This is a genomic window from Microbulbifer maximicatervae (SeqCode), from assembly GCF_052467955.1.
This window is the reverse complement of sequence record NZ_CP174329.1, coordinates 3,195,925-3,215,684: the sequence shown is the minus strand read 5'-3', so window position 1 is coordinate 3,215,684 and position 19,760 is coordinate 3,195,925. Positions and strand designations below refer to the sequence as shown.

Here is a 19,760-nt window from a genome sequence, read left to right as displayed (position 1 = left end):
TTTCTGGTATCGGTAGATAGTGATACCAAGATTTGATTTTTAGTGCATATTGAAATTTGATTTTTTTCTGGGGGAGCTTATGGATCTGACTATTTCTATTTTAGGGCATGCACTTACAGCTATCGCGGCTCTTTTGGCAATTCATGGGAAGACATGGGATGAAACCCAAATTGGCCTGAAAAGGGTAACCAGGATAGGCGGTGTTGCAGCCGGGGTGGCAGTTGTTGGTCTGGCGCTTTCAATCTTTCAGACTATCGATAAGTATCAGGAAAAAGCTGCTTATAAGGAATATGCAATTTCAAAAATTGAAAAGGGGTGGAGCAATCTTTTTGTTCCCTTTGAGGCGCTCCACTACCAGGTGACAGGCTTGAAACCCAAAAAGGGGGAGCACCTGGAGTTTGCCGAGTTGGTATTGAAGGAAAATCTATTGGCCAGCTTTGATAAGGTGGACTTTAAAGAAGTTCATCGATTCCCCAAGTTTGGGACAGTTGGGAATATGGTTTGTGCACAAACACTTTCAGGTATGGGGACGGTTTCCAGATATATTGAAGAGTACTCAGATCATTTGGATTTAGAAATCAAGGCTTCGGTAGAAGAGTTGCAGTTAATGCCTGCTTTTTCCACACTAATACGATTTGGCGGCTGTCCCGGTATTAAGGGGCGCTCAGTCAACGATCCTGATCGTTATCAGGGGAAATTTGATACTCCGGAAATGCGAGCTTACATCAGGAAGTTAATCGCATTTCAGAAATTAATAGGCTAGGGGGTAAGTACTTAGTGGAGAGATAGCAAAACGGCAGCTCAATAGCATACCGTTTTGCAGTCGGCTGTGATCATGGTCATATATCAGACGGCTCGACCTTGCTTCTTGAATATTGTGATGGCGCTGATAGTGAGTTCCTTGACTAAAGCCTCAAATTTTTGCAACGGCATATTTCTAGCCGGAGCAATATTCAATAGGTGCTCGCTGACTTGAACGAGTTTCAAGCCTTTGGGGGGGTGAATGTGGGCGGGAAATCTACAAACCCATCCTGTTAGTGGTAGTTTGTTGATAGCTTCTCTATCGAGAGCTTGAATTCCTTTGCCGTTAGCAATGATTACTTCGATATCATCAAGGTGGGTGGTATCAATGTTTTGGGGTTTTCTTGGTGTTGAGTTAGGTTTTCTAAAACTCTCGAGTTTTAAAAGTTCTTCGTAGGTGATATAGAGCTCTTTTCCAGACATTCTGATCTCCTTCTCACGGTCATCAACTAAAACTTGTGTCCGATGCTCCTGAGGATTTTGGGTTGAATCGGATCGCTTTTATTTTTTAGTGTTTATTAATCTAGTTGTTATTCCAAGAATCGCAATCAAATTCGATGATTGCATCATATAGACAGATTGATACTTTGGGCAATGTTTTAAGCTCTCAATAGGGGGGCTAAGAATATTCCAGCGACTGATTGTGTAGAAAATTCACGAAAACCGCCGTTGTGATCTGAGTTTGTTACTTGCCGGACTGGGGGGTTTATTATTTTAAGCGTTGGCGTAATGCTTAAAATAATAAACTGCCTTGCAGTTATTCAAATTTATTTATGTTTCCTTTTTGAGGTGGTGTTTGAAGGTTTATCTGGCTGATTGAATTTTGAAGCGTGACCTTTGATTTTGGCTAGCTTAAAAACTCGTTTTCCTTTTATTTGATGCCTCACAGGTGCTTCTCTTCTGGGGTCTCCAGGTGGAATGGGAGAGGTTTATTTAATTTCATTTAAGAAGTCTTGCGTCGATATATCTTTTAGGCATGTGATACATCCTCGCGCTGGTAAGTAGGTCGAGTTTTAGATTAAAGCAATCCCTGTAAGACAGAATTGCAAAAGCTGGCGTGCATAATGCTTATCTCGGATACAACGTATAAAAATGGATAAGCACTATGGAAGAGAAGGATTCGATTGACAAGAAAGTGTCGAGCAAAAAAATTAGCCGTAGAAATTTTACTAAAGGAGCGGTGCAACTGGGTATTGCTGCCAGCGCGGCTTCGACAGGATTGGTTTCCGCTCTCTCAATGTTGGATCGGAATTTCTATGATCAATATGACTACGTGATTGTTGGGTCGGGTGCGGGTGGGGGGCCATTAGCGGTAAATTTAGCAAAGGCGGGATTTTCTGTTTTGGTGTTGGAAGCTGGTGCTGACGATCCCAGTGATGACACCCATAATATTCCAGCATGGCACCCCTTCGCGTCTGAAGACCCCAAATTGAGCTGGGACTTTTTTGTTAAGCATTATGCAGATATCAATCAGCAGAAACTGGACGAAAAATACGTTTCCGGGAAGGGAATCCTCTACCCACGGGCGAGTACTATCGGTGGTTGTACCACGCACCACGCACTGATTACGGTCTATCCACATAACAATGATTTTGACCGCATAGCACGGGATACAGGGGATATTTCCTGGGATAGCGCAAATATGCGGCGATATTTTGAGCGTTTAGAGCGTTGTGAATATGTGCCCCGCCCAATTTTCTCCAATCCATCTCGCCACGGTTTTGATGGTTGGCTGCCCACGAATCGCGGCAACCCCGCGTTGTTGCTGGAAGACCCGGCGATCTTGAAAGTTGCGCAGGCTGCGCTGGCCAAGTATGGGCTCGAAGGGGCCCTGGAAAAAATTATCAGCGGCAATCTTCGCTTGGATATCAATCATTGGGACGTGGCCGGTGGCCAGGAAGGGCCTTTTATCGCCCCTATGGCAGCAGATAGTCGAAACCGCCGTACCAGTGTGCGCGAATACCTCTTAGATACCCAGTCAGTTTACCCAAACTTGCTTCATATTCGTACAAATTCACTGGCAACTCGTGTGTTGTTTGAGGGGAATACTGCTGTTGGAGTGGAGTTTTTAGAAGGGGCGAGCCTGTATAAGGCAGACCCTTACCATGACGAAAGTGGTACTGCCGGAGTCTTGAGGCAAGTGCGGGCAAATCGCGAGGTTATCTTGTCTGGAGGGGCCTTCAATAGCCCGCAACTTCTCAAGTTATCGGGAATTGGTCCCGCCCATGAGCTCCGCGATCACGGCATAGAGCCCCTGGTAGATCTGCCTGGGGTAGGAGAGAACCTCCAGGATCGCTATGAGGTCGGAATCGTTAGTGAGATGAGTGAGGATCTTGCCCTTCTTAAAGATTGCACTTGGGGAGAGGGGAATGATCCCTGCTTAAATCGCTATCGCTATGGCTGGTTCAATCAGGGGCCCTACAGTGGAAATGGTCCAGTATTGTCTCTGGTCAAACGTTCCAAGCCGGAGCTGGAAGATCCCGACTTGTTTATTTTCGGAGTGCCCTCAGATTTCCATGGATACTTTCCCGGGTACTCCCAGGTGTTGCGGGACTACAAAGACCGTTTCTCCTGGATTGTACTGAAAGGCCATACGAACAATACCGCCGGGCGTGTGACCCTGCAATCTGCTGATCCCAGGGACACGCCGGAGATCAACTTCCACTATTTTGGTGAGGGTAATGATGCTCTGGGAGAAGACCTTCAGGCAGTTGTTGAGGGGGTAAAAATTTCCAGGGATATTATGTCGGGCCCTATTGTGAGCAAGCAGGTCTCCAGGGAATTATTGCCCGGTAAAGAGGTTCAGTCAGATCAGCAAATTGGCGATTTTGTTAAGAACCAAGCTTGGGGACATCACGCTTCCTGTTCAAATAAAATGGGGCCTGCCAGTGATCCTATGGCAGTTGTCGACAGTAAATTCCGGGTTCACGGCACCAATAATTTAAGGGTGGTGGATGCTTCGGTGTTCCCCCGAATCCCCGGTTTCTTTATTGTGGTGCCGGTCTATATGATCAGTGAAAAGGCGAGCGATGACATCATTGCTACAGCAACTGGGCTGAGCGCTTGAAGATTTGTATGTGAAATAAAAAGCCCCGCAACGCGGGGCTTTTTATTTAGAACGAGATGTTCTTCGGTGTGCGCGGGAAGGGGATTACATCGCGGATGTTGCCCATGCCGGTCACGTAGGACACGATGCGATCAAAGCCCAGGCCAAAGCCCGCATGAGGCACGGTGCCGTAGCGGCGGAGGTCGCGGTACCAGTCCAGGTGTTCCTTGGGTACATTCATTTCATCCATACGCTCATCGAGCTTCTCCAAACGCTCTTCACGTTGGGCGCCGCCGATAATTTCGCCGATTCCCGGTGCCAGAACGTCCATTGCGGCAACAGTTTTACCATCGTCGTTCATGCGCATGTAGAAGGCTTTAATATCCTTCGGATAGTTCATCACGATAACTGGCTTTTTGAAGTGCTTCTCTGCCAGGTAACGCTCATGCTCAGAGGCCAGATCAATACCCCAGGATACAGGGAACTCGAACTTCTCTTTGCAGCTTTCCAGGATTTCAATCGCTTCGGAGTAGTTGATGCGGGCGAAATCGTTGTCGACGATATTCTCCAGGCGGCTGATAGCCTCCTTGTCGATGCGCTGGGCAAAGAAGGCCATATCATCGGCGCGCTCTTCCAGTACCGCCTTGGATACATACTTCAGCATTTGCTCGGAGAGGTCGGCTATATCTGCCAGGTCTGCAAAGGCAACTTCCGGCTCAACCATCCAGAACTCTGCCAGGTGGCGAGTGGTATTGGAGTTTTCTGCACGGAAGGTGGGGCCGAAGGTGTACACCTTGGACATGGCCAGGCAGTAGCTCTCAACATTCAGCTGGCCGGATACAGTGAGGAAGCTCTCTTCGCCGAAGAAGTCCTTGCTGTAGTCCACCGCACCTTTATCTGTGCGCGGCAAGTTCTCCATATCCAGGGTACTGACCCGGAACATCTCGCCAGCACCTTCACAGTCAGAAGCGGTGAGAATTGGGGTGTGCACGTAGAGGAAGCCGTTCTCGTGATAAAAACGGTGAATTGCTTGGGCGATACAGTTACGCACGCGGGCTACGGCACCACTGACATTGGTGCGCGGGCGCAGGTGAGCGTGTTCGCGCAAGTGCTCCATAGTGTGGCGCTTGGGGGACATGGGATAGGTATCCGGGTCTTCCACCCAGCCGACAACCTGGACTTCGGTGGCGAGCAGTTCGATAGACTGACCCTTGCCTTCGGATGGTTTGATGGTACCGAGGATATCTACCGCGCAGCCGGTAGTCAGGCGCTGCACTTCTGATTGGTAATTGTGCAGGTGATTCTCAGCAACGACCTGGATCGGATCAAAGCAGCTGCCGTCATGTACGGCCAGGAAAGAGAGGCCGGCTTTGGAGTCGCGGCGGGTTCTGATCCAGCCTTGAACGCGGACTTCTTCGCCCTCGCGACCGCTGGATTTCAATAGGCTATCTACGGATTCGACTTTTACTGTCATTTTCTATCGGTTTCTCATTAGTCCGGAAGGTGGTGTTCTGTCAGCTTGCCTAAAAGTTGACCACCCCACCAAGGTGAAGTTACGGCGGGCATATTGACTGGTTGTAGAGGGGAAATCCAGTCCCTTGGCTATCGGGCAGCTCTTCAAAATCTCCCTAAGGACTTTGAAGAGCTGTTATGGCCTCTATATTGGTGATGTCTCACCAGCGGATTGCAATGGGGGTGCCGATTTTTACGAGAGCCATAAACTCATCCATCTCGTCATTGGTAAGGGCAATGCAACCATCAGTCCAGTTAAAACGTTGGGTGATTGGAGCGAGCCAGCCGAGTCGATTGCGCTGGCCATGGACCATAATGAAGCCACCTGGCGAGACTCCCCGAGCCTCAGCTTGAGCGCGGTCTTCGGCATTGGGGTAGGAGATATGCATTGCCCGATAATAAGAGGAGTCTTCTTTTTTGTAATCCAGCGTGTAGTGTCCCTCAGGGGTTTTTTCATCGCCTTCCTGCTGCTTGTGTCCTTGGGGTTGCCCGCCGAAGGCTACATGGTAGCTCTTTATAACCTTGTCGCCATCGAGCAAGTGCATTTTGTTTTCGGACTTAATCACTTCCACCAGAGTGACTTCAGCCTGGGCAATAGTGGTTAATGTAAAAAGCAGAATGGCGATATAGCGCACGGCTTGTAACTCCGGTTGGAGGTGGTTGATTCAGGTTGCTGTGATATAAATTTTCCGAATCAGCAAAAGGGCGGGGCTGAATTATCTTGCAGCTGCAGCTAGAGTGGGGTGCTTCACTTTGGGTGAGGCAGGCAGCTTCAGTTGAGCGCCTGCCGGGATGTGCTAGATCAGCCGCTGGGTTTTTTTACTGTGTGTAGGACGGTGTCCTGTTCAAAGAAAACGTAGAACTCGCCGTATTCCCAGCGCGTGATAGCGGGCTCGCCAATTGGCCCCTCAATACCAAGGGGTTCTCCCAGGCGTGAGGTCACATCATGTTTTTTAAGCCCACGGACTTCTTCAATGGTGAGCTCCCCACCCTGGGTGCCTACGGGTACTTCAATGGTTGTCGCCTGGGCGCCAAAAGTAAGAAGTAGAGCCATTGAGCCAGCGAGACAATTCAATCCGCTGCGGAGTCTGCTGAACATTTTTTGTTCTCCGATGTAGATGTTCCATTAGCCGTCCCATTAAAACAGAATTTCCGCCAATGCTCCTGTTATTCTTCACGTTTTCTCGCCAAGAATAGAAATAAATGCGCCTCTTTGGAATGTTAGGTGCCATGAGTTGATGGCTAAATTCTTGCAGCGCTACTACTTCGAATTTTGATGCGATTTAACAGAAGACGGCTTGGCTGGCTGTATCAGCGCCTATGCTAGGCTGTTAATTATGCTTGGCTTGTCGAGCGGACAAGAATGAGGCTGGTTAATACCTTTTCAATTCTCGGCCTTCTTATTGGTTCTATCTGCTTTGCGCTCTCCCTTACGCCATCCCTTATTCCTCGCAGTGATGTAATGCAGGGAATACTGGGCGGCGTCGCATTCTTTGTCGGCTATGTTTTCGGCGTCTTTCTGAGTTGGCTTTGGAAATACCTGGGTATCCCCAATCTGCCGATTTCCACATGGCAAAGACGTCTATTTGATCGAAGTGTATTAGCCGTATGTCTCCTTCTTTTTCTTGTTTCTCTCTGGCAGGGAGTGAAGTGGCAGAATTCTATCCGCGCCCTTATGGGTATGGAGCAGGTTGGATCCGTTGAGCCTATTACGATTGCTGTAATATCTCTCCTTATGTTCCTGGTGTTGTGGTGCCTGGGGAAAGGGTTTCAGCGAATAGTCCTCCTGGTGGCTTGCTATGTGGAGCAGCATGTGCCCGAGCGAGTGGCGATGCTTGTGGGTGTGTTGGCGGCTGTGCTCCTTTACTGGGCTGTTTTTAATGGGGTGCTGTTGAAAGCAGGTTTGCATGTGATTTCATCGACCTATCAGCGGCTAGATAATTCTTATGCGAAGAGTATTCCCCCTCCGGCAGACCCCAATCTTCCTGGTGGCGCCAATTCGCTGATTAAGTGGGATGACATTGGCAATCAAGGGCGCCGGTTCTTAACGCTGGGGCCGACAGAGGAAGAAATAAAAGAGGTGGCAGGTTCTGCAGTACAGCCCATCAGGGTTTTCGTTGGGCTTGATAGTGCTGTGACGCCCATGAAGAGCGCTCAGTTGGCGCTGGAGGAGTTAAAGCGGGTTGGTGCATTCCGGCGTGAGATCTTATTAGTGGCAACTCCAACCGGCGCCGGCTGGGTTGATCCCGGTGCTGTAAATTCTTTAGAGTTTTTATATCGAGGTAATACCGCCACTGTTGCGGCGCAGTATTCCTATTTATCCAGCCCGATAGCGCTGATGGCGGATGATTCTGAGGGGCTCGAGTCGGCGCGAGCACTATTTAAGGTCATTTATGATTATTGGGCTGAGTTGCCAGAAGATGAGCGGCCCCGAGTTTACTTGTTTGGCCTCAGTCTTGGCGCTCAACTTTCCGAAGACTCCTTCGACTTCTATGACATTATCGATGACCCGATTGATGGAGCCCTTTGGGCTGGGCCGCCCCTCGGTGTAGGCATGTGGAGCCGGATTGTCAGAAATCGAGATCCGGGCACTCCCGCCTGGTTGCCAGAGTTCAAAGGGGGAGAGGTGGTGCGCTTTGGTAATCAGTACGGAGGCTATATTGGCCGTGAGCCATGGGGTGAGTTCAGGATTGCATTTTTGCAGCACGCCAGTGACCCGATAGTATTCTTTAGTGTGCGCTGGGCGCTGGAAAGGCCCGACTGGTTGAACCATCCCAGAGGACCTGATGTATCGCCGGATCTCCAGTGGTACCCTCTAGTTACCGGCTTGCAGCTGCTGGCAGACTTAAATGTAGGGCTCGCTCCGTTATCTTTTGGCCATCGGTATACCCCGTGGGGATACACCTTAGCGTGGCTCGCCCTTACAGAGCCAGAGGAGTGGGATGATGAGGCGTTGAAGCGCCTGAAGGCCCAGCTCAAGACTTACAACGTTCGGTAAACTTGCCTAAATCTTTGGATTTCCTGACGTTTTTCCGTTTAAATCGACCCTATGTTAAAACCTGTTCCCCTATTTATTGGTCTGCGCTACGTGGCTGCCCGCCGCAGGCAGCAGTTTATTTCCTTTATCAATGGCTTTTCTCTACTGGGAATGGCCCTTGGTGTTTTTGCGTTGATTGTTGTCGCTTCTGTTATGAACGGCTTCGATCGTGAGCTTAAAACCCGAATACTAAGTGTTGTACCTCACGGCTTTGTCGAGCGGGAAGGCGGCCTTGTGGACTGGGAGACACCTGCACGGCAGTTGGAAGCTCAGCCACATGTCGAAGCGACCAGCCCTTTTGTGAATGGCTACGCCCTCTTGAGTGCTCATGGCAGCAGTCACGGTGCCCAGTTCCAAGGTGTGGAACCGCAAGCGCTGCGCAAGGTGTCTACCGTCGGTGAGCATATGGTGATGGGTAACCTGGATTTGCTCGAGCCCCGCAGCTACGGGGTGGTTCTGGGACGAATCCTTGCCCATCAGCTCAATGTGATTCCCGGAGATTCGGTAATACTGACCCTGCCAGAAGTCAGCGTGACCCCCGCCGGTATATTCCCCAGAACAAAGCGTTTCACGGTCGCCGGTGTTTTCTCTGTGGGTGCGCAGGTGGATCAGAATGTCGCGCTGATCAATATTGAAGATGCTGCGCGCCTGACCCGGATGACGGGTAAGGTCCAGGGGCTGCAGTTGCGCTTTGACGATATGGACAATGCGCTGGGGCTTGTTTCTGTTTATGCAAATGAGCTGGGCGAGGGTTTTCAGGGTGAAGATTGGGGGGATTCCCAGGGAAGTCTTTTCCAGGCAGTTAAAATGGAAAAGACCGTTGTCACGTTGATGCTGATGATCATTGTCGCCGTGGCCGCATTCAATATTGTCTCCGCATTAGTACTGATGGTTGCGGATAAGCGCTCCGATATTGCAGTGTTGCGAACATTGGGGCTGACCTCCCGTCAGATTATGGCGGTATTTGTGATTCAGGGCAGTGCCATTGGCATTATCGGCGCTTTTGCCGGTGCTGTTTTAGGCATCGTGATAGCGATGAACCTGACTGAAATGGTGAGCTGGATTGAGTCGGTAGTAGGCGCCAAGATATTTGATCCCCGTGTTTTCTTTGTTAGTTACCTGCCTTCTGAATTCCGTGCCGGCGATGCAGTGGTGGTGTTAACGGCGGCAATTTGTATGAGCCTGCTGGCAACGATATTTCCTGCCTGGCGAGCGGCACAGATTGAGCCGGCGGAAGCTTTGCGTTACGAATAATTTATATAAGTCGGCCTGTTTTGGTGTGATTTATAGATGTTGAGAGACAGCGAATAATTTGATGAACAGTCGAGTGGAAATAGATACGGAAAAAGCGCAGCCAGCTCCGGCCCCGGATGGTGCTGTTTTGGCTTGTCGGCAATTGTGCAAACATTACCGCCAGGGAGGCCGGGACCTGGAGGTTCTGAGTGGTGTTGAGCTTGAGGTAAAGCGGGGCGAGAAATTGGCCATCGTCGGCGCTTCTGGCTCTGGTAAATCGACACTGCTCAACTTGCTTGGTGGCCTCGATACCCCAAGCTCCGGTGAGGTCTGGGTTGCGGGTAAGAATCTCGCTGAACTCAACGCCAATGAGCGGGGCTGGTTGAGAAATAGCAGTCTCGGTTTTGTATACCAGTTTCACCATTTGCTTAACGAGTTTTCCGCCCTGGAAAATGTCGCCATGCCATTACTGATCGGCAAGCGTTCAGTTGCCGAAGCCCGCAAAGAGGCCGAGGCGATGCTCACGGCGGTAGGCCTGGGTGAGCGCATGGGGCACAAGCCATCACAGCTTTCTGGCGGTGAACGGCAACGGGTGGCCATTGCCCGGGCACTGGTGACAAGGCCTGCCTGTGTTTTGATGGATGAACCCACCGGCAATCTGGATCGGGCTACGGCGGCAGAGATCCATAAATTGATGGATCGCTTGAATCAGGAGATGGGAATTAGCTTTGTGATTGTTACCCATGACCCGGATCTGGCGGCAGCCCTGGATCGCTGTCTGCATCTGATCGATGGGCGGCTGACTGCTGACTGGCACCAGGGTGATCATGTTTAAGCCTCTTCCCGCCTATATTGGGCTTCGCTATGCCGGTGCCCAGCGCAGAAATGACGATTCGGCCGGTTTGGTCTCATTCATTTCCGGTTTATCGATGATTGGTTTGATCCTCGGTGTCGCCTTGATGATTGTGGTGATGTCGGTGATGAATGGTTTTGACCGGGAATTGCGCGAGCGAATCCTGGGAATCATGCCCCATGTCACTATTTACAATGGGAGCCCTGATGTGGATTGGGCCCAGTTGCGCCAACAATTGGTTTCCGACCCTGCGGTTCTCTCCGCGGCAGAAGTGTGGCAGGTCAATGCGCTTGCCAGGCGTGGGGCTGAAGTGATGCCGCTGTTGGTGCAGGGGGTCAACCCGGAGACAATTACCGAAGTCTCCAATATCGGGGACTTCCTTGAATCCTCATCCTTCGATGCCTTGCTGGACCCGTCTGAACCGGGTGTGGTTCTGGGTAAAGGGCTCGCGGAAAAGTTGGGGGTTGAGGCGGGTGATTACCTTTCCCTGATTGTACCAAATAACGATAGTGCCACCGGTGCACGCAAGGCAGCCAGGGTTGCTGGATTTAAAGTGGCGCAGGTTTTTCACTCTGGCACTGTATTGGATCAATCTCTCGCCCTGGTTGCCTGGCAGCAGGCCAGGACTCTGGCTGGAGGTAGCGGTGGGGCAGGGGTCCAGTTGCGGGTCAATGAAATGCTCGAGGCCAACTGGATTATGCGGCGTCTTCTGCAAGACTTGCCTCGGGGCAATTTCTACGGCACTGATTGGAGCCGAACCCACGGCAACCTCTACCAGGCTATTCAGATGTCCCGCAACCTGGTGGGGTTACTGGTTTTCCTGATTATTGCGATTGCCGCTTTTAATGTGGTTTCCACTTTGGTAATGGTGGTTATCGATAAGCATGCTGATATCGCCATCCTCCGTACTATGGGTGCCAGTACCCGGCAGATTTTGCTGACTTTTGTGAGTCAGGGGGCGCTGGTCGGGCTTGTGGGGGCTGTAGTTGGTGGTGCGTTGGGGGTGTTGGGCTCGCTGACGGTGACCAAATTGGTAGCGGGGCTGGAATCAATGCTCGGCATTCAGTTCCTAAAGTCTGATGTCTATCCCGTGGATTATTTGCCGTCCCAGTTGGTATGGGCAGACGTGGCACTGGTTGTGGCGGCGGGCTTTCTGCTTAGCTTGCTGGCAACTTTGTATCCGGCCTTTAAGGCCAGTCGGGTTCAGCCGGCAGCAGCCTTGCGCAATGAGTAAGTCGGGCTGGGCTTTTGGGTAGGGTCTCAATTTTCAGAAGATATCTGCCGGTGCCCGCCGCAATTTTGGCTTGGGTGCTGGCTGCCTGTTTTACCTTGATGCTGGATGGGTGGTACCTAAGGGTTTTTTGTCCGCCAGGCATGCGTAGTGGTTCAGTTTGCTACGCAGAGGGGTGGGAGATCTGGCCCATTTGGATTGTTTCACTGGGAGCGGTGCTTTCAGCGTTTATGGTGGTGTGGGCGGCAGCGTTGGCTGCGGCTACCGCCGAAGTCAAGGTGGCCCGCAAGGCTTTATTTGTTGGTGTTATTGCAGCTCTGGTGCTAGGTGCTCTTACCGAGTATTACCTGCAGGCATTGTTGGCAATTACCTCAGGGGCTTTTGCCTATTGGAGTCTGCAGAGGGTTTACAGCGGGAAAAATTAACTGACCGCTGATCGCCTTTGGATTCGCAATTTCCATCTTTTCACAACGTGCCAGCGCCAGAGGGCACGCATGGCAAAATAGGCCACTGTCGCAAAGAATGCCCCGGCAATCAGAGAGCCGGTAAATAGTGGCAGCCAGATCTTCCCGACTTCACTGGTCAACCATTCCCACGACAGTTCGATGCTGAAATCCACCGGTGGCGCCCCTAGAACCCAGGCGCCGAGCTTGTAAGTGCTAAAGAAAATAGCCGGCATGGTGATCGGGTTACTGATCCATACAAGAATCATCGATAAAGGTAGATTGCAGCGCAGCCAAAGTGCGAGCAGAGCGGCAATAACCATTTGCCCTGGCAAAGGGAGGAAGCTGGTAAATACGCCAACCGCAAATGCGACCGAGACTGAGTGTCGGTTCAAATGAAAAAGGTTGGGGTCGTGGAGAAGAGTCCCCAGAAATTTGAGGCCGTTGTTGGCTCTAACTTCTTCGGGGCTTGGCAGCCATCGCCTGATAATACTCTTCGGCATAACTCTGTCTGTAACCTGGGTGGTGGCAGCCTAAAACAAGCGCTGTTCCGAGGCCTGGATATTCTTTCTGTGGGATTTTCCCTAAGCCCCAAATAAAGCATAGAGCGCTCGCGTTAGTCGAACAGGCTCATCTGGCGCGGGCGCTATTATGCCCACTTAAACATGGCAAGACTACTGCTCTGTTGAAAGTCACCTATTTTGCCCTATTGTCAACAATCCTTAATGTTTAATCGGGGATGCCTGCAGTTGACGAGAGAATGCTGGTGATTTAATGTCATGCCTCATTAAGATTGTCGACAATCCAGGTCTTGCATGACTGTAGTTGGTACTGCCGGTTCAGCTTCAGAGGAGCGTCAAAGCCTTGCTGAACGCTTATTTCTGACTTTGCGCGCTGAAATTGTGGAGGGGCAAATCGCCTCTGGCAGCAAAATTAGCGAGCCGGAACTGGCGCGCCGCTTTAATGCCAGTCGCGGGAGTTTGCGCGAAGCAGTGATGCGCCTGGAGTCTTTGGGACTGCTGGAACGTAAGGTCAATGTCGGAGCCCGGGTTGTAGAGTTAAGTGAGCGCGGCTTACTGGAACTCTATGAAGTTCGCGAAGCCCTCGAGGGTATGGCTTGCCGTCTGGCAGCGGAACAGCGCACCGAGGAAGACCTGGTTGAGCTGCGCCAAATGCTCTACCACCATGAGCAGCAGGAAGAGCTGCAGGCCGGTAAGGCGTACTTCCAGCCGGAAGGGGATTTTGATTTTCATTTCCGCATCGTGCAGGCATCAAAGAATGATCTTCTGATCGATACCCTGTGCAATCGACTTTATTACCGTGTTCGTATGTATCGCTACCAATTGGGGATGGCCAGTCCCCGGGCCCAGCGGGCTTTCCGCGAGCACAACCATATTATTGAGGCCATTGAGGCCGGGGATGGTGAGCTGGCGGAGCTATTAATGCGCCGGCATATCCGCGCCTCGAGAATAAACATTGAAAAGAAACTGAGGTAGAGCATGAGCCAAAAGCCTTCTGCTGGCGCACGTTTCCGCGCTGCACTCGCCGAGAATCAACCGCTGCAAGTGGTTGGTACCATCAACGCCTATTCCGCCATTATGGCCGAACGTATTGGTCACAAGGCGATTTACCTGTCTGGCGCCGGTGTTGCCAACGCCTCCTACGGTCTGCCGGACTTGGGTATGACCAGTCTCGATAATGTACTGGAGGATGTGCGGCGTATAACTGCTGCCAGTGAGTTGCCGCTTTTAGTGGATATCGATACTGGTTGGGGCGGCGCTTTCAACATTTCCCGCACCATTAAAGAGATGATCCGCGCTGGTGCCGCTGCGGTACACATCGAAGATCAGGTAGCGCAGAAGCGCTGTGGCCATCGTCCGAATAAAGAGATTGTTTCCAAGCAGGAGATGGTCGACCGTATCAAAGCGGCGGTAGATGCTCGTACTGATGACGATTTCTTTGTAATGGCTCGCACTGATGCCTTTGCACAGGAAGGGCTCGATGCGGCTATTGAACGCGCCCAGGCTTGTATTGAGGCTGGCGCCGACGGCATTTTCGCGGAAGCGGTAACTGAACTTGAGCACTATCGTGCCTTTAAGGACGCGCTAAATGTGCCGATTTTGGCGAATATTACCGAGTTTGGTAAAACCAAGCTGTATAACGCCAAAGATTTGGGCGAAGCGGGCGCAGATATCGTACTGTATCCACTGTCGGCGTTCCGTGCGATGAACCGTGCGGCGGAAAATGTTTATACCAGTATCCTGCAAAATGGCGATCAGCAAGCGGTTGTCGACACCATGCAGACTCGTGAGGAGCTGTACGATTACCTGAATTATCACGAGTTTGAACAGAAGCTGGACGAACTTTTCAATAAGTAGGCATTACGGAGTTATTCAGAGGCTCCCAAGCAGCCCGGTGCGAAAGCCGGGCGCTGCGCTTTCAATTGGATGAACACAGCAAATGTGTATACAACAGGGGAAATAAGAAGATGGTAGAGAAAGCATTGGGCGGTGCTGGTCTGCGCGGCCAGGTAGCAGGTAAAACTGCACTTTCTACAGTGGGCAAATCCGGTTCCGGCCTGACTTACCGCGGTTACGATATTAAAGATCTGGCCCAGCACTGTGAGTTTGAAGAAGTTGCCTACCTGATTTTCTATGGGGAATTACCCACTGAGGGAGAGCTGGCGGAGTACAAGGCGCTGCTGAAAGCCAAGCGTGGCCTGCCGCAGGCATTAAAAGAAGTGCTTGAGCGCATTCCGGCTGATGCCCATCCAATGGATGTAATGCGCACAGGTTGTTCCATGTTGGGTAACTTGGAAGGTGAAGAATCCTTCGCCCAGCAGTTGGATAAAGCTAATCGCCTGCTGGCCGCATTCCCCTCCATAATCTGCTATTGGTACCGTTTCACCCACGACAATGTGCGTATCGAAACTGAAACCGATGACGACAGCATTGGCGGCCACTTCCTGCATATGCTGCGCGATGAGAAGCCTAATGAACTGCACGAGCAGGTCATGAACGTTTCCCTGATTCTGTATGCAGAGCACGAATTTAACGCGTCTACTTTTACCGCTCGCGTTTGTGCTTCCACTTTGTCCGATCTGTTCAGCTGCATTACCGGTGCTATCGGCACCCTGCGTGGTCCTCTGCATGGTGGTGCCAACGAAGCGGCAATGGAACTGATCGAGCGTTTCGCCAATCCAGACGAAGCAGAGAAAGAACTGCTGGGCATGCTGGAGCGCAAAGAAAAGATTATGGGCTTCGGCCACGCCATTTACCGCGAGTCCGACCCGCGCAATGAGATTATCAAAGGCTGGTCTGAAAAGTTGGCTGAAGATGTTGGTGATACCGTGTTGTACCCGGTATCTGTTCGCTGTGAAGAAGTGATGTGGCGTGAGAAAAAATTGTTCTGTAATGCAGACTTCTTCCACGCTTCCGCGTATCACTTTATGGGTATTCCCACAAAATTGTTTACCCCGATTTTTGTAATGTCCCGCGTTACCGGCTGGGCTGCACATGTATTCGAGCAGCGCGCTGATAACCGCATTATTCGCCCGAGTGCGGAGTACGTAGGTGTTGAACCCCGTACAGTAACTCCAATCGCTGAGCGCGGTTAATTTTCATTTCACTTTTGAAATGAGGCACACCCGGTGTGCCGGCTCCAGGTTGCCTTTGGTGAGTGGCCTGGAGCCACCCTCAGAAGAGACACGATTTTAAAAAAAGATTCGACTGATTTACCTGCTATGAATACTGATTACCGCAAATCACTGCCCGGTACAGACCTCGATTATTTCGATACCCGAGCCGCTGTTGACGCGATCCAGCCCGGAGCCTATGCCAAACTGCCGTATACCTCACGTATTCTGGCGGAAAACCTGGTGCGTCGCTGCGAGCCGGCAAAACTGACCGACTCCCTGAAACAGATTATTGAGCGCAAGCGCGAGCTGGACTTCCCTTGGTTTCCAGCCCGAGTGGTGTGCCACGACATCCTCGGCCAAACCGCGCTGGTAGACCTGGCCGGTCTGCGCGATGCCATTGCCGATAAAGGCGGTGATCCCGCCAAGGTAAATCCAGTTGTTCCCACCCAGTTGATTGTGGATCACTCCCTCGCGGTAGAGCACCCCGGATTTGAGAAGGATGCTTTTGAAAAAAATCGTGCGGTAGAGGAGCGTCGTAACGAAGACCGCTTCCACTTTATCAACTGGACAAAAACCGCATTTGAAAACGTCGATGTGATTCCCCCCGGTAACGGCATCATGCACCAGATCAATCTGGAGAAAATGTCTCCGGTGGTGCAGGTGCGCGAGGGCGTGGCCTTCCCGGATACCTGTGTCGGTACCGACAGCCACACGCCGATGGTAGATGCTCTGGGTGTGATTTCTGTGGGTGTTGGCGGCCTGGAAGCTGAGAGCGTGATGCTTGGCCGCGCCTCTTATATGCGTCTGCCGCATATTGTTGGAGTGGAGCTCACTGGAAAGTTGCAGCCGGGTATTACTGGTACCGACTTGGTATTGGCTCTCACTGAATTCCTGCGCCGCGAGCGCGTGGTCGGCGCCTACCTGGAGTTTTACGGTGAGGGGGCTTCCAACCTGACCCTGGGCGATCGCGCCACTATTTCCAATATGACTCCAGAGTATGGCGCTACTGCGGCCATGTTCTCTATCGATGAGCAAACCATCGACTACCTCAAACTCACCGGCCGCGATGATGAGCAGGTAGCTTTGGTAGAGAAGTTTGCCAAAGAGACGGGCCTCTGGTCCGACACCTTGAAGGATGCCGAATACGAGCGCGTACTGAAGTTCGATCTGGATACAGTGGGTCGCAACCTTGCTGGCCCCTCCAACCCCCACGCGCTGCTGCCGGCCTCAGAACTGGCTAATCGTGGAATCGCTAAAGCCTGGGAAGAGAAAGCCGGTGAGATGCCCGATGGTGCTGTGATTATTGCCGCGATTACCAGCTGCACCAATACCAGCAACCCGCGCAATATGATTGCCGCAGGCCTGATTGCCCGCAATGCGAACAAGCTCGGCCTGACCCGTAAGCCCTGGGTCAAGTCATCCCTGGCTCCAGGCTCCAAAACGGTAAAAATGTATTTGGAAGAGGCCGACCTGCTACCGGATCTGGAGCAGATGGGCTTCGGCGTAGTGGCTTTCGCCTGCACCACCTGTAACGGCATGAGCGGTGCCCTGGACCCGAAAATTCAGCAGGAAGTGATCGATCGCGATCTGTATGCTACTGCGGTCCTGTCCGGAAACCGCAATTTCGACGGTCGTATCCACCCCTATGCCAAGCAGGCTTTCCTGGCGTCACCGCCGCTGGTCGTTGCCTACGCTATTGCCGGCACCATCCGGTTCGATATTGAAAAAGATGCGCTGGGATACGATGCCGATGGCAACCCGATTACCCTGAAAGATATCTGGCCCAGCGATGAAGAGATCGATGCGATCGTACGTCAGAGCGTGAAGCCACAGCAGTTCCGCGATGTGTATATTCCCATGTTCGAAGAGCGGGATGCCGCAGAAGAGCAGGGCCACGCACTGTACGACTGGCGCCCGATGAGTACCTATATCCGCCGTCCACCTTATTGGGAAGGTGCCCTGGCAGGCGAGCGCAGCCTGAAGGGCATGCGCCCGCTGGCGGTGCTGGGTGATAATATCACTACCGATCACTTGTCTCCGTCCAATGCCATTCTGGCCAGCAGCGCTGCCGGTGAATACCTGGCGAAGATGGGCTTGCCGGAGGAGGACTTTAACTCCTACGCGACCCACCGTGGCGACCACCTCACTGCCCAGCGTGCAACTTTCGCCAACCCGAAGCTACTCAACGAAATGGTGCGCGATGATAACGGCGAGGTCCGCCAGGGCTCCCTGGCTCGTGTCGAGCCGGAAGGGCAGGTTACCCGTATGTGGGAAGCCATCGAGACCTATATGGATCGGAAGCAGCCGCTGATTATCATTGCAGGTGCTGATTACGGGCAGGGTTCTTCCCGTGACTGGGCTGCGAAAGGTGTGCGCCTTGCCGGTGTGGAAGCGATTGTGGCCGAAGGCTTCGAGCGAATTCACCGCACCAACCTGATCGGTATGGGTGTATTGCCGTTGGAGTTTAAGTCGGGCACTACTCGTGAAACCCTGGGTATCGACGGTACCGAGAGTTTCGATGTAATCGGTGAGCGCACTCCCCATGCCACGCTGACCTTGCTTATCCACCGCGCTAACGGTGAGACGATTGAGGCTCCTGTTACATGTCGTCTGGATACTGCAGAAGAGGTTTCCATTTATGAGGCTGGGGGTGTTTTGCAGCGCTTTGCCAAAGACTTCCTCGAAGCAGAAGCGACGGCCTGAGTTATGAAGTTTGCTCCTCAAGTAAAAATCCCCGCGACTTATATGCGCGGGGGAACCAGCAAGGGTGTTTTCTTCCGCTTACAAGATCTGCCCGAAGTTGCACGAGTGCCGGGGCAGGCCCGTGACAACTTGCTGCTGCGCGTGATTGGCAGCCCGGATCCATACGGTAAGCAAACCGACGGTATGGGTGGCGCTACTTCAAGCACCAGCAAAACGGTAATCTTGTCGCCCAGCGATAAAGCCGATCATGATGTGAACTACCTGTTTGGCCAGGTTTCTATCGATAAGCCGTTTGTTGATTGGAGTGGTAACTGCGGAAATCTAACCGCCGCCGTGGGTGCCTTTGCGATCAATAGCGGTTTTGTAGAGCTCGCGAGAGTGCCAGAAAATGGCATCTGCACCGTGCGCATCTGGCAGGCCAATATTGGCAAGACCATTGTTGCCCATGTACCTATGACCAATGGTGAAGTTCAGGAAACCGGAGACTTTGAGCTGGACGGAGTGACTTTTCCGGCGGCTGAAGTGGAAGTGGAATTTATGGACCCTGCCGACGGTGAGGGTGCCATGTTTCCTACTGGTAACCTGGTCGATGATCTGGAAGTGCCCGATGTAGGTGTGCTCAAGGCCACCATGATCAATGCTGGAATTCCGACGATTTTCGTCAATGCAGAAGATATTGGCTACACCGGCACTGAATTGCAGGATGCCATTAATGGTGACAGCAAAGCGCTGGCGATGTTTGAGAGCATTCGCGTTCACGGTGCGGTAAAGATGGGATTGGTTTCTACCGTAGAAGAAGCTGCAAATCGTCATCACACCCCTAAGGTTGCTTTTGTTGCTAAACCGCAGGATTACGCTGCATCCAGTGGTAAGGTAGTGGCATCTTCCGAGGTCGACCTCCTCGTGCGCGCCTTATCTATGGGCAAGTTGCACCACGCCATGATGGGCACGGCAGCAGTAGCCATTGGCACCGCTGCAGCGATCCCGGGCACATTGGTTAACCTTGCAGCTGGTGGGGGTGAGCGCAGCTCTGTTTGCTTCGGCCACCCATCGGGTACCTTGCGTGTGGGTGCTGAAGCCAAAGAGGCTGAAGGGCAATGGACTGCTACCAAGGCTATTATGAGTCGCAGCGCTCGAATCCTAATGGAAGGTTGGGTGCGAATACCTGGCGATAGCTTTTAGGGCTTTAGTGATTTCTTTATAGGGGGCCTTTGGGCCCCTTTTTATTTTCCTTCTCTTAAAAATGATTAGGAATCTGTTTTAA

The 19,760-nt window shown here is 52.0% G+C and carries 17 protein-coding genes; 12 read left to right on the top strand and 5 right to left on the bottom strand.

Annotated features, from left to right (window positions below; translation table 11 throughout):
• Positions 1–79: 79 nt before the first annotated feature.
• Positions 80–763, top strand: a complete 684-nt coding sequence (locus tag ACJJI5_RS13760; protein WP_444941879.1) for a hypothetical protein — start codon at positions 80–82, stop codon at positions 761–763.
• Positions 764–846: 83 nt separating this feature from the next.
• Here ACJJI5_RS13760 and ACJJI5_RS13755 read toward each other — a convergent pair whose 3' ends face one another.
• On the bottom strand, positions 847–1,224 hold the full coding sequence (locus tag ACJJI5_RS13755; RefSeq protein ID WP_413665631.1) for a hypothetical protein: 378 nt from the start codon (positions 1,222–1,224) through the stop codon (positions 847–849).
• A gap of 682 nt (positions 1,225–1,906) precedes the next feature.
• On the opposite strand from ACJJI5_RS13755, the gene ACJJI5_RS13750 reads away from it, so the two are divergent.
• Entirely contained in the window at positions 1,907–3,868 is a 1,962-nt protein-coding gene (locus ACJJI5_RS13750; protein ID WP_445354359.1) for a GMC family oxidoreductase, read from the top strand.
• Positions 3,869–3,914: 46 nt separating this feature from the next.
• On the opposite strand, the gene asnS is transcribed toward ACJJI5_RS13750, so the two are convergent.
• The 3 genes from asnS to ACJJI5_RS13735 form a co-directional block, all read right to left on the bottom strand.
• Positions 3,915–5,321: an asparagine--tRNA ligase gene (gene asnS / locus ACJJI5_RS13745; RefSeq protein ID WP_444893741.1), complete on the bottom strand. Its 1,407-nt coding sequence runs from the start codon at positions 5,319–5,321 to the stop codon at positions 3,915–3,917.
• 199 nt (positions 5,322–5,520) lie between these two features.
• Positions 5,521–5,994, bottom strand: a complete 474-nt coding sequence (locus ACJJI5_RS13740) for a L,D-transpeptidase family protein (RefSeq protein ID WP_444941876.1) — start codon at positions 5,992–5,994, stop codon at positions 5,521–5,523.
• A 167-nt stretch (positions 5,995–6,161) separates the two neighbouring features.
• Complete coding sequence (locus ACJJI5_RS13735) at positions 6,162–6,458, bottom strand: hypothetical protein (protein WP_282932628.1); 297 nt, start codon at positions 6,456–6,458, stop codon at positions 6,162–6,164.
• A 264-nt stretch (positions 6,459–6,722) separates the two neighbouring features.
• Between ACJJI5_RS13735 and ACJJI5_RS13730 the strand changes: the two genes are divergently transcribed.
• From ACJJI5_RS13730 to ACJJI5_RS13710, 5 genes are all read left to right on the top strand, one after another.
• On the top strand, positions 6,723–8,357 hold the full coding sequence (locus ACJJI5_RS13730) for an alpha/beta hydrolase (protein ID WP_445354358.1): 1,635 nt from the start codon (positions 6,723–6,725) through the stop codon (positions 8,355–8,357).
• A gap of 51 nt (positions 8,358–8,408) precedes the next feature.
• The gene (locus ACJJI5_RS13725) at positions 8,409–9,650 is read left to right on the top strand and encodes a lipoprotein-releasing ABC transporter permease subunit (protein WP_445354357.1); all 1,242 of its coding nucleotides are present in this window, start codon (positions 8,409–8,411) and stop codon (positions 9,648–9,650) included.
• Positions 9,651–9,711: 61 nt separating this feature from the next.
• Positions 9,712–10,464, top strand: coding sequence for a lipoprotein-releasing ABC transporter ATP-binding protein LolD (gene lolD, locus ACJJI5_RS13720; protein WP_445354356.1), 753 nt, complete (start codon positions 9,712–9,714; stop codon positions 10,462–10,464).
• Positions 10,457–11,716: a lipoprotein-releasing ABC transporter permease subunit gene (locus tag ACJJI5_RS13715; RefSeq protein WP_445354355.1), complete on the top strand. Its 1,260-nt coding sequence runs from the start codon at positions 10,457–10,459 to the stop codon at positions 11,714–11,716. The genes lolD and ACJJI5_RS13715 overlap by 8 nt, the downstream gene beginning before the upstream one ends.
• Positions 11,717–11,766: 50 nt before the next feature.
• Positions 11,767–12,138 carry a hypothetical protein gene (locus ACJJI5_RS13710; protein WP_445354354.1) on the top strand — a complete coding sequence of 124 codons (372 nt, stop codon included), beginning with the start codon at positions 11,767–11,769 and terminating at the stop codon, positions 12,136–12,138.
• Here the strand turns inward: ACJJI5_RS13710 and ACJJI5_RS13705 are convergent.
• Entirely contained in the window at positions 12,135–12,659 is a 525-nt protein-coding gene (locus ACJJI5_RS13705) for a DUF2062 domain-containing protein (protein ID WP_413665638.1), read from the bottom strand. The two genes, ACJJI5_RS13710 and ACJJI5_RS13705, sit on opposite strands and share 4 nt — an antisense overlap.
• Before the next feature lie 312 nt (positions 12,660–12,971).
• On the opposite strand from ACJJI5_RS13705, the gene ACJJI5_RS13700 reads away from it, so the two are divergent.
• From ACJJI5_RS13700 to prpF, 5 genes are all read left to right on the top strand, one after another.
• Entirely contained in the window at positions 12,972–13,652 is a 681-nt protein-coding gene (locus ACJJI5_RS13700) for a GntR family transcriptional regulator (RefSeq protein ID WP_282932633.1), read from the top strand.
• 3 nt (positions 13,653–13,655) lie between these two features.
• The gene (gene prpB / locus ACJJI5_RS13695; RefSeq protein ID WP_413665639.1) at positions 13,656–14,534 is read left to right on the top strand and encodes a methylisocitrate lyase; all 879 of its coding nucleotides are present in this window, start codon (positions 13,656–13,658) and stop codon (positions 14,532–14,534) included.
• 110 nt (positions 14,535–14,644) lie between these two features.
• On the top strand, positions 14,645–15,772 hold the full coding sequence (prpC, locus tag ACJJI5_RS13690; RefSeq protein WP_282932635.1) for a bifunctional 2-methylcitrate synthase/citrate synthase: 1,128 nt from the start codon (positions 14,645–14,647) through the stop codon (positions 15,770–15,772).
• Between the two features lie 126 nt (positions 15,773–15,898).
• Positions 15,899–18,496 (top strand): Fe/S-dependent 2-methylisocitrate dehydratase AcnD, encoded by a 2,598-nt coding sequence (acnD, locus tag ACJJI5_RS13685; RefSeq protein WP_445354353.1) that lies wholly within the window; start codon positions 15,899–15,901, stop codon positions 18,494–18,496.
• A gap of 3 nt (positions 18,497–18,499) precedes the next feature.
• Positions 18,500–19,678: a 2-methylaconitate cis-trans isomerase PrpF gene (gene prpF / locus ACJJI5_RS13680; protein ID WP_445354352.1), complete on the top strand. Its 1,179-nt coding sequence runs from the start codon at positions 18,500–18,502 to the stop codon at positions 19,676–19,678.
• The last annotated feature ends 82 nt before the right edge of the window (positions 19,679–19,760 follow it).